Raw genomic sequence first — 14159 nt, forward strand, 5'->3', positions numbered from 1 at the left:
CGTGGCTCAGGACTCCGTGGCCCGGCGATCGGTGATCAGGCGCATCTCGGAATGCGCGAGGAATCGCGCGGCCTCCTTCTCGGACGTCGGCATGCTGTCGTTCGCGCCGTCGTCGAGGAGACGTCCCAGCACGGCTGCCTTGCGGGGGCCGTCGACGCCGAGCACCTGAGCGGGCTGCGCAGCGATCGGGCCGCTCACCTCGAGCAGACGGACGACGATGTCGTCGCGCTGGAAGATGGTGCTGCTGTCGATGGGGCTGGTCGGGTCGTCGGCGGCATCCTCGTCCTGGCTGGCGAGCAGCCGGGCGAGAGCCATGCCGCACCCGTCCTTGGCCTGGTAGAACAGCGCGTGCCGCTTGACGTCGTTGGGCTCGTGACGGCCGGCCGTCACGTGGTGCACGGTCGGGAGCGCTGCCCGGGTGAAGAACATCCGTGCGGAGTCGGGGTCGGAGAGGTCCCGGTCCTGTTCCAGGTACGGGTTGATGGCTTCTTCGACGGCCCTGACCTCAGGCTGCCGGGAGACATGTCGCAGTGCTGCCAGGAGGTCGCCCTCGACCTCCACCGCCCGCACGACACGGTTTCCGTGCATGAAGAGAGAGGTGCGGCGCAGTCGAGTGTTCTCGTCGACCCGCGCCTTCGGGGGGTCGTAGTCGGCGAGGATCTTCGCGACGGCCTCCTCGCTGCCCGGCTTGACGGTGAAGGTGAGGGCATGGCGCACCACGCCGTCACCCAGGCGGGGGGCGGACTGGAGGCGGCCCTTGACCGGCCCTGGGGCATCCTCGATGCTGTTGCCGGTCTCCCGCAGGACGCTGAAGCGAAGGGACCGTGTGTCCCGTACGCACCCGTGCAGCGGCTGGACGGTCGCGACGTGCTCCTCGCTGTTCACCCAGGCGAGGAAGGGCGGTGCGCTCTCCCATTCGCTGGTGATGAGCCACTGCGAGGGGTTCTCGATGGACTGGCACAGCTGGTCGCTGATGTGTCCGGGGACGGACGCCACCTGACTGCGCAGGTGCTCGTACGCCTCCAGAAATTGCTTCTGCGCGCCGTCGTAGAGATCCAGCAGCAGAACGACCCGGAGCCTGGAGCCGTCGAAGGCGGACTGCGAGATCCGTTCCGAGAGTGTTGTGGTCATTTTTTCGCTCTCCTTCGAGACGGTGCTGCGGCCACGTCCGGTGGCTCTTCGTCAACCGTCGTTTCCCAGTGGAACCGGAGCGGGGACTCTTCCGGCCGATGCGTACTGACCGCCCCGCACATCACGGACATCGTTCCCGTTATGTGATCCTGGAGCGCTGGTACGGGTGGCGCCAGAAATGTGAACCGTTCAGGTGAGTCGACGTCCGAAACGCTCGTACAAGGGCATGGACACTGCATCCGTAGAGTCTCCGAAATGGAGCAACTGATGAACGAGAACGAGAACGTCGAACTCCGCGTACCGGTCCTCATCGTGGGCGGCTCCCTGGTGGGCCTGTCCGCCTCACTCTTCCTGGGCCGGCTCGGCATCGAGCATCTGCTCGTCGAGAAGCACTCGGCCACCTCGACCCACCCGCGGGGGCGGGGCAACAACGTGCGCACCATGGAGCTGTTCCGTACCGCCGGTGCGGAGCGTCAGATCCGGGACGCCGCTTCGGTCCTCGCGGCCAACCACGGCATCCTGCAGGCGGGGTCGCTCACCGGCGACGACCAGGAGTGGCTGTTCAAGGAAATCGACCCCGGTGGCGCACTCGCGCGCTTCAGCCCTGCCGGCTGGTGCCTGTGCAGCCAGAACGACCTGGAACCGGTGCTGGTGTCCCGCGCCCGCGAGCAGGGGGGCGACCTGAGGTTCTCCACCCAACTGCTCTCCTTCGACGCGGACGGGACAGGAGTCACCGCGGTGGTGAAGGACCGGGAGTCCGGGGAGCACAGCACCGTGCGCGCGGACTACCTCATCGCGGCCGACGGGCCTCGCAGCCCGGTCCGGGAACAGCTGCGTATCGGCCAGTCGGGGCCCGGCGACCTCTTCCACAACGTGAGCATCACCTTCCGGTCCCGGCAGCTCGCCGCGGTGGTGGGCGACCGGCGCTTCATCGTGTGCTACCTGACCAACCCCGAGGCGGAGGGTGCGCTGCTGCCGGTGGACAACGAGGAGCAGTGGGTGTTTCACGCACCCTGGCAGCCCGACCGGGGCGAGACGCTGGAGGACTTCACCGACGAGCGGTGCGCCGAGCACATCCGCAAGGCGACCGGCGCACCCGGTCTCGACGTCGAGATCACCGGCAAGGCCCCGTGGCACGCCGCGGAACGAGTCGCGGACCGATACGCGTCAGGCAGGGTCTTCCTCGCCGGGGACTCGGCCCACGAGATGTCCCCGACCGGCGCGTTCGGCTCCAACACCGGCATTCAGGACGCACACAACCTGGCCTGGAAGCTCGCCGCCGTGCTCAGTGGTGCGGCGGGCCCCGGGCTGCTCGAAACGTACGAGGCGGAGCGCCTGCCGGTAGCGAGGGCGACGAGCGCACGTGCCTCGGCCCGCTCGGGAGAGCACAGCCACCCGGGATATGCGGCCGCACCGGGCGCAGGCGGCGGGCGGAAGGGCGGAATGCTCACGGTGGCGCTGGGATACCGCTACGTCCACGGCGCCGTGGTGGGCGTTGATCCCGGCCTGCCTGTCGTACCCGAGGCAATGCAGCTGACGGGCGAACCGGGCACCCGGGCACCGCACCTGTGGGTCCGGCAGTCCGGCGAGCGGAAGTCCACCCTGGATCTCTACGAACAGTCCTTCGTCCTGCTCTGCGATGCCGGGGATGCGGCGTGGCGCCCGGCGGCGGCGCGCGTCGCCGACCGGCTGTCGGTGCGCCTCGACGCCTTCGGCGTCGGTACCGGACCGGGCTTCGACCTGGAGCCCGAGAACGGGGCCGACTGGGCCGGGGCGCACGGCACGACAGCAGAGGGAGCCGTACTGGTACGTCCCGACGGCTTCGTGGCCTGGCGGACGACGGGCTCCGTGACGGACCCGGAGGCGACTCTGCACGAGGTCATGACTTCCGTGCTGAGCCGGGCCTGCCCTGATGATGTCTCACGCCATGCCGAACGACCTCAGCGCCACAAGGAATTCGTCCGGTAGGCCGGTGTGGACGAGATGCCCCGCATCGATGGTGACGAACCGGCCGTCGGGTATCTGCTCCGCCATCCGGGCAAGTTGGTCCTGGGCGATGTGACTGCGGCCACCACCACCGATGATGAGCGTCGGGGCGGTGATCTCCCCGAGGCGTTCGCGCCCCACCGGATCGGGGTCGTTCAGCTGGGCATCGATGGACGGCACGACCGGCCAGTCGAAGTCGATTTCCCCGTCGGGCCGTTCGACGGGCGGGCGGGGCGGGTCCAGCGGAAGGAGCGGCGGTGCTTCCTCGACGACGAGTCTGCCGATCAGTCCCGGTTCCTGCTCCGCGAGCAGATATGCGGCGACACCGCCCATCGAATGTCCGACGACAGTGGCACCGGACAGATTGCGGGCCTCCAGGAACGCGTGCAGGTCGTCGCGGAACAGCTCGAAGGAGTAGCGGCCGGTCCATTCGCTGAGGCCGTGACCGCGGAAGTCGAGTGCGTACACCCGGTGGTCGGCGGCGAGCTGCTCGGCGATCACCGTCCAGTCCCGGCTGCTGCCGCAGCGCCCGTGGGCCAGCACGACAGGCGGTGCCGTCGGCTCGCCCCAGGCGCGGTACGCGATCCGTATCCCGCCGGCCTGCACGCTGCTGACCTCGGGGTCGAGGAAGGCGCGGACAGTACGGGCGAAGGCACCAGGGTCGTCGAGCCACGGGAAGTGCCCTGCGCCCCGCTGCACGACGAACTCACCGTGCGGGAAGAGGGCCGCGAGCTCCGCGGCGCGGTCCGGAGTCGGTCCCCCGTCGTACTCCCCTGCGAGGACCAGCACCGGGGCTTCCAGCTGACGCAGAGCGGCGATGGTGGCGGCGGGACCGAAGGCGCCTTCCTGGTGATGGATCGACCGAGCCTCGGCGTTGGTCTGCTCCACGGCCGACGCATCGTGCGCCTGGGCCGCCCCATCCCATCTCCCGTACATGAACGGCTGGATGGCCGTCCACGCCTCATCCGTCGGGCGGCCTGCCTCAATCTCCTCCAGGGCAGCACGCGCTTCGGCGTACCAGGGCTCATGGCTGCGCAGCCCGGAGGCATCGAGCCAGTCCTCGTCAGTGACTGCGATGCCGACGGCGCGGGTGCCGGGTGTGACGAGGGTGAGCGTGAGCAGGCGATGCGGGTACCGGGCGGCGTAGAGCGCCGCCAGATCCCCGGACGCGGAGTGGCCCAGCAGATCGATCCGTTCCAGGCCGAGGTGTTCGCGCAGCGCCTCGACGTCGTCGACGAGCCGGTCGCAGCGGTACGTCGCCGGGTCGTCCGGGACCGCGGAGTCGCCGGTGCCGCGCAGATCGAGCAGCACCAGCCGGCGCGCTGCGGACAGCCCCCCGAGGTCTCCGAGACAGCTGCCGGCCCGCATCGGACCGCCCGGCAGGCAGATCAGCGGCTCGCCCTCCCCCACAAGGTGGTAGGCGAGTTCGGTCCCGTCGTACGCGTGGAAGATCGGCATGGGTACCATCCAAACAGGGCGGGCGACCGGTTGCGGCTGTCCGGTGGGCCTCTGCGGACGAAATCCGCGGTTTCGGCACGGCTGTACAGGCACGTCCGCCCGTAGCGAATCAGATGGGCGCACCGATGGCGAGGAGTCGGAAGGCCGCTTCCCCGGCCCCGAACCCCGTCTCCCCCCTTGCCACGCCCCCGGCATCCTGAATTACTGCTCCCAGAAAGATCGACCGAATGATCGGTCGTCTGTTCAGGGAGAGGAATATCCGCATGACGCCTCTGCTGGACGCAGCGGAACAACTCGGCCGCGACGAGCTGCAGACGCTGCAGCTGGAGCGGCTGCGGGCCACACTCCGCCATGCGTACGAGAACGTCGCCTTCTACCGGGCTGCCTTCGACAAGGCCGGTCTGCGGCCCGAGGACTGCCGTACGCTCGCCGATCTCGCCCGTTTCCCGTTCACGGCCAAGGCCGATCTGCGCGACAACTACCCCTTCGGGATGTTCGCTGTGCCCGAGGACCAGGTGCGGCGGATCCATGCGTCCAGCGGGACCACGGGCCGGCCCACCGTGGTCGGGTACACCGACCGGGATCTGGACACCTGGGCCGATGTGGTCGCCCGGTCGATCCGGGCCGCCGGAGGCCGTCCCGGGCAGAAGGTTCATGTGGCGTACGGGTACGGGCTGTTCACCGGCGGTCTCGGGGCGCACTACGGGGCGGAGCGGCTCGGCTGTACGGTCATCCCCGCATCCGGCGGCATGACGGCACGCCAGGTGCAGCTGATCCAGGACTTCCGGCCCGAGATCATCATGATCACGCCGTCGTACATGCTGACGCTCCTCGACGAGTTCGAGCGCCAGGGTGTCGATCCGCGTTCGACTTCGCTGAAGGTCGGCATTCTCGGCGCCGAGCCGTGGACCGAGTCGATGCGCCGCGAGATCGAGGAGCGGTTCGCGATCGACGCGGTCGACATATACGGGCTGTCCGAGGTGATGGGCCCGGGTGTCGCGCAGGAGTGCGTGGAGACCAAGGACGGCCTGCACATCTGGGAGGACCACTTCTACCCGGAGGTGGTTGATCCGTTCACCGGCGAGGTCCTGCCCGACGGGGAAGAGGGCGAGCTCGTCTTCACCTCTCTCACCAAGGAGGCCATGCCGGTGATCCGATACCGGACCCGGGATCTGACGCGACTGCTGCCCGGTACGGCCCGGGTCTTCCGCAGGATGGAGAAGGTCACCGGGCGCAGCGACGACATGGTGATCCTCCGCGGGGTGAACCTCTTCCCGACCCAGATCGAGGAAATCGTGCTGCGTACGCCGGGGGTGGCCCCCCACTTCCAGCTGCGGCTGACGCGTCAGGGGCGGCTGGACGCGCTGACGGTGCGCGCGGAGGCCCGGGCCGATGCCACGACGGAGGAGCGGGCTGGCGCCGCTCAGTCGATCGCGGCGGCCGTGAAGGACGGGGTCGGGGTATCGGTCGGGGTCGAGATCCTGGATCCCGAATCGCTGGAGAGGTCGGTCGGCAAGATCAAACGGATTGTCGACCTGAGGGACGCCACCTGAACCATCCCGTGGATCCGGGCTTCAGGCCCAGCGCACCGCACGGGGCCCGCACGGTGATCCGGGAGAAGTGCCCCGGCCGGCACCCTCCTAGGACGTCGGTCGCTTCACCGCGGTCAGCGTCGCGTAGACCACGACGTTGTCCTGGTAACCGGTCTTCTTGGTGTAACCGCCGCCGCAGGTGATCACCCGCAGTTCCGGCCGACGGGAGGGAGCGTAGACCTTCTTGTCCGGGAAATCCTTCTTGCTGTAGACCTCCACGGCGTAGACCGTGAACACGGCGGTGCGCAGGTCTGCTCGGACGAGGTCGATGGTGGAGCCCTTGGTAAGGGACCCGAGGGCGTGGAAGACGCCTGGGCCGACGCGCGTGTCCACATGCCCTGCGATGAGGGCTGTCCCCACCGATCCGGGAGCCGTGCCCGCGCCGTACCAGCCGGCAAGGACGGGGTTGTCGGCCGGTGGGGGCTGCAGCGCCCCTGCCGCGTCGAGCTCCAGCTCTGTCATGAGGGCGTCCACGCGGATGGCGGGGATCCGGAGCCGTACCGGATCCGACGGGGGCAGCGGCTGGACAGTGGGGGGCGCGGCCAGGCCGGTGCGGCGCGGAGCGGGACGCACAGGAGCGGTGAACAACTGGGCAATCGAAGACCGCGCCGGCTGGACGGCAGGGGGTGTGACCAACCCGGTCCGGCTCGGAGCGGGACGCACAGGAGCGGTGAAGGCCTGGGCCGTCGAAGGCTGCGGTGGCTTCTCGTCGCGTGTCCCGCTGATCACCAGCGCGATACCCACCAGCAGTGCCACGGCCAGATGCTTGGCCGAAGGGGTGAACGAATGTGGGGATGCGCTGGTCGTGCGCCCGTCTTCCATCGCGTGTGAGCCTCTGCTTCGCAGCGGGTGGGGTGGTGGGGACCAAGGGTCTGTCGGCCCCCGGACCGCTACGGCGTCCGAGGGCCGGTGCGGAGGGAGTCGGCGCCGGTCAGGTTCGGATGCCGCTCAGGCGACGGCGCACCCTGATCACACCCCCGGCGGCGGCTCCGGTGATCAGTACACCGCCCACGGCGAGCTGGGTGCCCTTGTCCGTGGCGCCCCCGAAACCGGCAGCGACCGCACCGCTCGGGGTCCGGTCGGCGGTGACCTTGTACGTATCCGTGATCTTGATCCGCGGTGGGCACTTGACGGTGACGGTGTCGCTGCCCGGCTCGGTCCCTTCCGGGATCTCGAACGTGCCGACGAGCTCTCCCTTGCGGTCACCCGCGAAGAGGTGGAATGCCCCTGCCGCCTCCGACGTGCCCTTGCCGTAGGTCTCGGAGCCGCAGGCCCTGGTAACGACGGTGACCGTGGCCCCCGGGGAAGCATTCCCCGAGCGGATATGGATGCCTGAGTCACTGGCGGGGCTACCGACGGCGACGGCGGCCGGGGCCGACAGACCGAGTACACCGATGACCAGACCAATAGCTGCACCAACTCGTGTGTTGCGCATGAGGTTCCTCCAACGGGTGCAGGGTCCGGCCTGTCTGCGCGGCGCCTCTGCTGTATCCGCTTCTGAGGCAACCGACAGTCCGTCACACCCGCAACATGTCATGACGCCATATATCTCACTCCGTCAGGCGCAGTAGCTCTTTGTTTACGCAGGTCACCAGGGCGGAGCCCCTCACAGGGGAAGAATCACGGGATGGACGGCGAACGGGCTAGCAGCGCGGTTGATGACGGTCCCGAAGAACGGTCCGACCCCTCACCGGTACGTGGCGTCCGGTCCGACGCGCGACAGGGCCAGGGCCTGCCCGGCGGATCAGGGCCGGGGTCACGGCGTCTGGCACTTCCCCGAGCTCTCAACTTCGTTCGAGCAGGGGAGACCCCACCTCAGGACGCTTCGGCGCCTTGCGATGCACCGCACCGGACGCCGCGCCCTATCCGACCCTGATCCCCGGACAGGCCCTAGGCCAACCGGTCCCGCAGCTCGCGCTTGAGGATCTTCCCGCTGGCGTTGCGCGGGAGTTCGTCCACGAACAGGACGTTCTTCGGAGCCTTGAAGTGGGCGAGCTTCTCGCGGGCGTGCGCGATCAGTTCGCTCTCGGTCACTTCGCCGCGCAGGACGACGACGGCGGTGACGGCCTCGATCCAGCGGTCGTCGGGCAGCCCGACCACCGCTGCCTCGGCGACCGCGGGATGGGTGTAGAGCGCGTCCTCGACCTGCCGGGAGGCGACCAGCACGCCCCCGGAGTTGATGACGTCCTTCACCCGGTCGACGACGGTGTAGAAGCCCTCCGTGTCACGCACCGCCAGGTCGCCGGAGTGGAACCAGCCGTCACGGAACGCCTCCGCGGTCTCCTCCGGCTTGTCCCAGTAGCCCTGGCACAGCTGCGGGGAGCGGTAGACGACCTCGCCCGCCGTCCCGTCGGGGACCTCCTTGCCGTCCTCGTCGACCACGCGCGCCTCGACGAAGAGCACCGGCCGACCGCAGGAGTCCATCCGCCCCTCGTGCTCGTCGGGGCCGAGGACGGTGGCGAGCGGACCGATCTCGCTCTGGCCGAAGCAGTTGTAGAAGGCGAGGTCCGGCAGCCGTTCCCTGAGGCGCTCCAGGACGGGTACCGGCATGATCGAGGCCCCGTAGTACGCCTTGCGGAGTGCGCCGAGGTCGCGGGTGGCGAAGTCCGGGCGGTTGGCGAGGCCGATCCAGACGGTGGGCGGGGCGAAGAGGCTGTCCGCCTGCCCGGCTTCGACCAGGTCGAAGATCCGGCCCGCGTCCGGGGCGTCGAGGATGGTGTTCTCGGCACCGACCGCGAGGTAAGGCAGCAGGAACACATGCATCTGGGCCGAGTGGTAGAGCGGCAGTGAGTGCACCGGCCGGTCCGTGGCGGCGAGCCCGAGGGCGGTGATGGCGCTGACGTACTCGTGGACCAGCGCGCCGTGCGTCATCATCGCGCCCTTGGGCAGGGCGGTGGTGCCGGAGGTGTACAGAAGCTGGACGAGGTCGTCGGCGGCGGGCTCTCGCTCCGGGGTGAACGGGCGGGGCGTGCCCAGCCGGTCCAGGAGCGAGTCCGGTGCGTCGCGCAGCGCGCGTACGGGACGGGCGGCCGGGAGCCGCTCGGCGAGGCCCTGGTCGGTCAGCACCAGCGAGCTGCCGGACTGGTCGAGGATGTACGTCAGGTCGTCACCGGTGAGGTTCTGATTGACGGGGACGTGCACGAGCCCGGCCCGTGCGCAGGCGAGGTAGCCGATCAGATAGACGTCGGAGTTGTGCGCGTACGCGGCGACCCGGTCGCCGGGGCGCAGGCCGTGCTCGCCGGTCAGAACGGCGGCGGCGGTGCTGATCGCCGCGTCCAGCGCCGCGTAGGTCCAGGCCCGGTCCGCGTACCGCACGGCCGTTCGCTCGGGGGTGCGCCGTGCGCTGCGCGTCACGACGCCGTCGACTGTGCTGCTGCGTACACCTGTCATGGCGTGATCCTGAGCGGCCCCGCGCCGGTGGTCAAGTGCCCGGGATACCGACCAGACGGTTGACAGGTACACGGGTGTGCTGACTGAGTGGCGCATGGCTGCCCGGATGCCCGGGCAACCGCCTTTCTCACCCGCACAGTTGGGAGGACCCTTTGCCCCTCCGTAATCGTCTGAGACTTCTCGCGGTCTCCGGTCTCGCCCTGTTGACCGTCTCGGCGTCGCTGCCGCCGGCCGCGGCCGGCACCTCGCAGAGCCGCAACCCTTCGGGTGGCGGGCTGTCCGCCGTCATCCGCTACACCGAGTACGGCATCCCGCACATCGTGGCGAAGGACTACGCGAGTCTGGGCTTCGGTACCGGCTGGGCGCAGGCGGCGGACCAGGTGTGCGTCCTGGCCGACGGGTTCCTCACGGTGCGCGGCGAGCGGTCGGATCAGTTCGGCGCGGACGCGGCGCCCGACGGCTCGCTGTCCTCCGCGACGAAGAACCTCTCCAGCGATCTGTACTTCCGCGGGGTGCGGGACAGCGGCACCGTGGAGAAGCTGCTGAAGCTGCCCGCTCCGCAGGGGCCGAGCCGCGACGCGAAGGAGATGATGCGCGGCTGGGCGGCCGGGTACAACGCGTGGATCGCGCAGAACCGGATCACCGATCCGGCCTGCCGGGGGGCTTCATGGGTGCGTCCCGTCACCCAACTCGACGTCGCCGTACGCGGTTTCGCGCTTTCGGTGCTCGGCGGCCAGAGGCGTGGCATCGACGGGACAACGGCGGCCGGACCGCCTGCCGCCGCCCCGGCCGCTCCTGGCGTGTCGCCGGATGAGGCCGCCGAGGCGGCGCAGCGCCTGCTGTCCACGCAGAACGCGGACATGGGCTCCAACGCCGTCGCGTTCAACGGCGCGACGACGGCGAACGGACGCGGGCTGCTGCTGGGCAATCCGCACTACCCGTGGCAGGGCGGGCGCAGGTTCTGGCAGTCCCAGCAGACGATCCCCGGTGAACTGAACGTGGCGGGCGCCTCGTTGCTGGGCTCGGCGACCATGTCCATCGGGCACAACGCGAACATCGCGTGGAGCCACACCGTCGCGACGGGCGCGACACTCAATCTGCATCAGCTGACCCTCGATCCGGCGGACCCGACCGTCTACCTCGTGGACGGCAAGCCGGAGCGGATGACGAAGCGCACGGTCACGGCGCCCGTGAAGGACGGCGCCCCGGTGACCCGCACCCAGTGGTGGACCCGGTACGGCCCGGTCGTCACCGCGCTGGGGCCCGGGCTTCCGCTGCCGTGGACGGCGACGTCCGCGTACGCGCTGAACGACCCCAACGCGACGAACTTGCGCGCCTCCAACACGGCGCTCGGCTTCAGCAGGGCGCGCAGCACCGCCGGTATCGAGTCCGCGTTGCGCCGTACGCAGGGCCTGCCCTGGGTGAACACGGTCGCCGCCGACTCCTCGGGGCACTCGTTCTTCTCACAGTCGCAGGTGCTGCCGCGCATCACCGACGACCTGGCGCAGCGCTGCTCCACCGCACTGGGCAGGGCCACCTACCCCTCGTCGGGGCTCGCGGTGCTGGACGGCTCGCGGAGCGAGTGCGCGCTCGGCTCGGACCCGGACGCGGTGCAGCCCGGCATCTTCGGCCCGGGCCGCATGCCGACGCTGAAGGACACCTCGTACGTCGAGAACTCCAAGACCATGATCAAGGCATAGTTACGACACGTCTTTGACGTGTAAATAGCAGCAGGTCGGGCGTGTGTGAGCCGCTCCGGGCTGTCCGGGTAGGCGAACAAGGCGAGGGTACTGCTGCCCACAGTGCCGTCCGGGGCGACGACCCTCGGAGTGAAGGCGGCCAAGAGCAGAACCTGTGTCGTCCTGATCCAGACTCACCCCCGCGCGACCCTGCCCAACCTCGACACGGAGCAGGCCTGAGAGGCTTCGAACCCATGACGGTGGTGCCGAAAAATGCCCGGTCGCTGGAGTGACCGGTCACCGCTCAAAACCAAAGCCCCTCGACCACGCCGTGACCGCCTCGATCAGCTCGCCGCCCAGGCCACGTTCGCGCTCCTCGGGCACGACGTCCGTGCGCTACACGTCACCCGACCTCGGCTCGAACGTGCGCGGATGCGGGACATGCTCTGCGCCCGCCCCGGCGTGGCGACTGCGGGCTGCGGGGCCGGGCCCGGACGGTCTCGTGAGCGTGGTGGAGAGGCAGGCGGAGGCGGCCGTGCTGGAGGGGCGGCGAGCCGGCCTTCGCGTCGTGGGGTGACCGGGCTGGCCGGTGCCCGGAGGGTGGTCGTCTGGGTGCCCGATTTCCCGTCCTCGCGCACGGCGCGGCGGACGACGCCGGAGGCGGTGGTTCGCAGGGACCCTGCAGTGCCGGACTTCTTGCACGCGGGGGGCACCCGCGCTTTTGCCCGCCCGCCCCTGTCGACACCGGCGTCGGCGGCATGGAAAACATGTACGAGGAGTCGCTGATCTTCGCTGCCGGCAGCCAGCACGATGGCTACGAGCTGCTGCGGCAACTCTCCAAGGGAAGCAACGCATTCCGATATCAACGCGCGCGCGTGGCCTGTCCTGAGCCGGTAGTACTCGGTGAGGACGCAGTTGTCTGATCGTTCCAGAATGATGCGATCACTCGGTTACGTCGCGCATGCGGACTGTGATACGCCTAAGGATCTTCGGCTCACCGACCCCCTTCAGGGCTCGCGGTGCGCGTACGGCTTGGGGGGTGGCTGTGGTCGACGTGGCAGTGGACGCGGTGGATGCCGCCGACGACTTTGTGCATCCGATCTTTCAGCGGGCGCCCGGCGAGGACGGCGGAACCGATACCTCACGGCTGTATCGGTACCAAGCCGAAGTGGCGGCTCAGGCGTGCCTGGCCATGCTTACACGGGACGAGATCGAGTACGTCGTCTGCGAGTGGCACGAGGACTTCGCCATCGCCTTCAAGGACGGCGCCGTCGAGCTGGTGTCGGTGAAGCACCGCCAGTACCACCGGACCCTGTGTAATGTCGGCGATCTGTGCAAGGACGGGGGCCTGGCGCACCTGTTCAACAGCTGGCGCGCGTGTGGTTGCGCAGACAACGTTCGGTTGCGCCTCACCACGAACGGCGCCTTGAACACCGGCAAGGGCAATGCCGCTGTGCTCGCGAGAATGTGTGGCCCAGACCCAGAGGTCACTGCGGATGTCGACGCGATGGCAACGACCATCGCGCGGCACTTTCTGAAGATTCGCTGGAAGCAGCCGTACCCGCACACCCCGAAGTGCCGGAGACCAAGGCGATGGCGGACATCGCCATACCCGACGGCTTCGTCGCCACGATCAAGCAGTTCCTGGCCGTGCTGCACATCGACTACAAGAGCGTGCCCTCGTCCAGGTTCATCACCGACCACAACCTGCAGCAGCTCCTCCGGCCGGCCATCCTGGCTTTGGAGCTGGACCACGTGGACGACGAAGCCACCTACCGCCAGATCGTCGAGCGCATCGAGCAGGCCAACCGCGGCGAGGGCGAGCGTGGTCAGTTGGCCGAGTACATCGCGACGCCGAGCAGGGTCCTCCAGAACGTGCAGATGCAGCAGCGCATCGCCCGCCGGACGCTGTACGCCCGCACCGTGCGCGAGCAGTTCGTCTACCGCGAACTCACCGTTGCGACCTTCGCTCCTGGTCGACTCCCCATGGTCGCTCCCGGAGGAGTGAATCTCCGCAAGAAGCTGGTGCAGGGGCAGGTTCCCGGTGATGAGGTCGTGCACGCGGAGAGCCTGCGCTCGGCCTGGTACGTCGCCTGGAAACAGCACCAGTCGGGATTGCCAGGAGACAGTTCCGACCTCGCCAATATGCGCTTGGAGGTCTTGGACACCGCCTTCGACTGCCGTGCGGACGCGCAGAGCGAGACGGCGGAGGGCAAGCCGTACGGGGCGCGGATGAACCGGCTCTTGAGGCAGCGGCTGATGCCTGAGGCGATGTCGGCGACCCTGCCGTTCAAGATCAATGGCAAGCATCTTCGTGGCCTGGCGTATCAGCTGTGCGACGACTGCGACTACTACTTCTCCGACGTCTTCACGATCTCCGACGAGCAGGCATCGTGAGCAACGCCTCCGAGCGTCTGGCTTCCGAGACGCGCATCAAGGTACAGGCTCGTAGCGAGGAGCGCCGTGAGGCTCACTACCACGAGGCGAGAGTCCTGCTGCTGATCGGACGCTTCACCACGGCACGCACGGGCCTTTCGGGACTCACCAAACTGGCCAAGCTCGACTTCCTACTTCGCTATCCGGCGATGCTGGAGCGGCTGCTCGACGAGAACGGCGACAGCTGGCCCCGCGGCTCCGAGCCCACTGCCGCCGAGCGACGGGCCGTCGAGAGTCGTATGACCCGCTACAAGTACGGGCCGTGGGATCAGCGCTACTACAGCATCCTCGGCTCGCTGGCGGCCCGTGACCTCATCACGTACGGGGGTGGCGACCGGACTGAGTTCCGCGTCACGGCCAGTGGCGCTGAGGCCGCGGCGGCTCTGTCCGGGACGCGTGACTGGGTGCTCGTCTCGCAACGTACGGCGCTTTTGAAGAAGCACTTCGACAAGTCGGGGTCAGGGCGATGAGCACGACAACGTCAGCA

General features: G+C 68.9%; 10 protein-coding genes and 2 pseudogenes. 7 read left to right on the plus strand and 5 right to left on the minus strand.

The features are described 5' to 3' along the window. Positions 1-6: 6 nt before the first annotated feature. The gene (locus ACFT7S_RS20665; protein WP_382733868.1) at positions 7-1131 is read right to left on the minus strand and encodes a TcmI family type II polyketide cyclase; all 1125 of its coding nucleotides are present in this window, start codon (positions 1129-1131) and stop codon (positions 7-9) included. Positions 1132-1386: 255 nt separating this feature from the next. On the opposite strand from ACFT7S_RS20665, the gene ACFT7S_RS20670 reads away from it, so the two are divergent. Then, positions 1387-3099 (plus strand): FAD-dependent oxidoreductase, encoded by a 1713-nt coding sequence (locus ACFT7S_RS20670; RefSeq protein ID WP_382733871.1) that lies wholly within the window; start codon positions 1387-1389, stop codon positions 3097-3099. On the opposite strand, the gene ACFT7S_RS20675 is transcribed toward ACFT7S_RS20670, so the two are convergent. Continuing rightward, positions 3052-4575, minus strand: coding sequence for an alpha/beta fold hydrolase (locus tag ACFT7S_RS20675; protein ID WP_382733874.1), 1524 nt, complete (start codon positions 4573-4575; stop codon positions 3052-3054). The two genes, ACFT7S_RS20670 and ACFT7S_RS20675, sit on opposite strands and share 48 nt — an antisense overlap. Positions 4576-4838: 263 nt before the next feature. Here ACFT7S_RS20675 and paaK point away from each other — a divergent pair, with 263 nt between their 5' ends. After that, complete coding sequence (gene paaK / locus ACFT7S_RS20680; protein ID WP_382733877.1) at positions 4839-6128, plus strand: phenylacetate--CoA ligase PaaK; 1290 nt, start codon at positions 4839-4841, stop codon at positions 6126-6128. An 87-nt stretch (positions 6129-6215) separates the two neighbouring features. On the opposite strand, the gene ACFT7S_RS20685 is transcribed toward paaK, so the two are convergent. The 3 genes from ACFT7S_RS20685 to ACFT7S_RS20695 form a co-directional block, all read right to left on the minus strand. Next, positions 6216-6989 (minus strand): class F sortase, encoded by a 774-nt coding sequence (locus ACFT7S_RS20685; RefSeq protein ID WP_382733879.1) that lies wholly within the window; start codon positions 6987-6989, stop codon positions 6216-6218. A 109-nt stretch (positions 6990-7098) separates the two neighbouring features. Then, positions 7099-7602 (minus strand): sortase, encoded by a 504-nt coding sequence (locus tag ACFT7S_RS20690; RefSeq protein WP_382733882.1) that lies wholly within the window; start codon positions 7600-7602, stop codon positions 7099-7101. Between the two features lie 455 nt (positions 7603-8057). Continuing rightward, positions 8058-9557, minus strand: a complete 1500-nt coding sequence (locus ACFT7S_RS20695) for an acyl-CoA synthetase (RefSeq protein ID WP_382733884.1) — start codon at positions 9555-9557, stop codon at positions 8058-8060. Between the two features lie 152 nt (positions 9558-9709). On the opposite strand from ACFT7S_RS20695, the pseudogene ACFT7S_RS20700 reads away from it, so the two are divergent. From ACFT7S_RS20700 to ACFT7S_RS20720, 5 genes and pseudogenes are all read left to right on the plus strand, one after another. Further along, positions 9710-11236 (plus strand): annotated as a pseudogene (locus tag ACFT7S_RS20700) (penicillin acylase family protein); the annotation flags it as partial. Positions 11237-11994: 758 nt separating this feature from the next. Continuing rightward, positions 11995-12159 (plus strand): hypothetical protein, encoded by a 165-nt coding sequence (locus ACFT7S_RS20705; RefSeq protein ID WP_382733885.1) that lies wholly within the window; start codon positions 11995-11997, stop codon positions 12157-12159. A 38-nt stretch (positions 12160-12197) separates the two neighbouring features. Continuing rightward, a pseudogene (locus tag ACFT7S_RS20710) lies at positions 12198-12518 on the plus strand (dsDNA nuclease domain-containing protein); the annotation flags it as partial. A 293-nt stretch (positions 12519-12811) separates the two neighbouring features. Continuing rightward, positions 12812-13633, plus strand: a complete 822-nt coding sequence (locus ACFT7S_RS20715; protein ID WP_382733939.1) for a hypothetical protein — start codon at positions 12812-12814, stop codon at positions 13631-13633. Beyond that, complete coding sequence (locus ACFT7S_RS20720) at positions 13630-14142, plus strand: hypothetical protein (RefSeq protein ID WP_382733887.1); 513 nt, start codon at positions 13630-13632, stop codon at positions 14140-14142. The genes ACFT7S_RS20715 and ACFT7S_RS20720 overlap by 4 nt, the downstream gene beginning before the upstream one ends. Positions 14143-14159 lie beyond the last annotated feature (17 nt).

Source organism: Streptomyces sp. NPDC057136, assembly GCF_042670885.1.
In the GTDB taxonomy this organism is placed as follows: Bacteria; Actinomycetota; Actinomycetes; order Streptomycetales; family Streptomycetaceae; genus Streptomyces.

What these genes read in the sequence shown, in the direction of transcription:
- ACFT7S_RS20705 (WP_382733885.1), top strand. Translation starts at nt 11,995, where the DNA reads ATGGAAAACATGTACGAGGAGTCGCTGATCTTCGCTGCCGGCAGCCAG.
- ACFT7S_RS20690 (WP_382733882.1), bottom strand. Translation starts at nt 7,602, where the DNA reads ATGCGCAACACACGAGTTGGTGCAGCTATTGGTCTGGTCATCGGTGTA.
- paaK (WP_382733877.1), top strand. Translation starts at nt 4,839, where the DNA reads ATGACGCCTCTGCTGGACGCAGCGGAACAACTCGGCCGCGACGAGCTG.
- ACFT7S_RS20685 (WP_382733879.1), bottom strand. Translation starts at nt 6,989, where the DNA reads ATGGAAGACGGGCGCACGACCAGCGCATCCCCACATTCGTTCACCCCT.
- ACFT7S_RS20675 (WP_382733874.1), bottom strand. Translation starts at nt 4,575, where the DNA reads ATGCCGATCTTCCACGCGTACGACGGGACCGAACTCGCCTACCACCTT.
- ACFT7S_RS20695 (WP_382733884.1), bottom strand. Translation starts at nt 9,557, where the DNA reads ATGACAGGTGTACGCAGCAGCACAGTCGACGGCGTCGTGACGCGCAGC.
- ACFT7S_RS20665 (WP_382733868.1), bottom strand. Translation starts at nt 1,131, where the DNA reads ATGACCACAACACTCTCGGAACGGATCTCGCAGTCCGCCTTCGACGGC.
- ACFT7S_RS20670 (WP_382733871.1), top strand. Translation starts at nt 1,387, where the DNA reads ATGGAGCAACTGATGAACGAGAACGAGAACGTCGAACTCCGCGTACCG.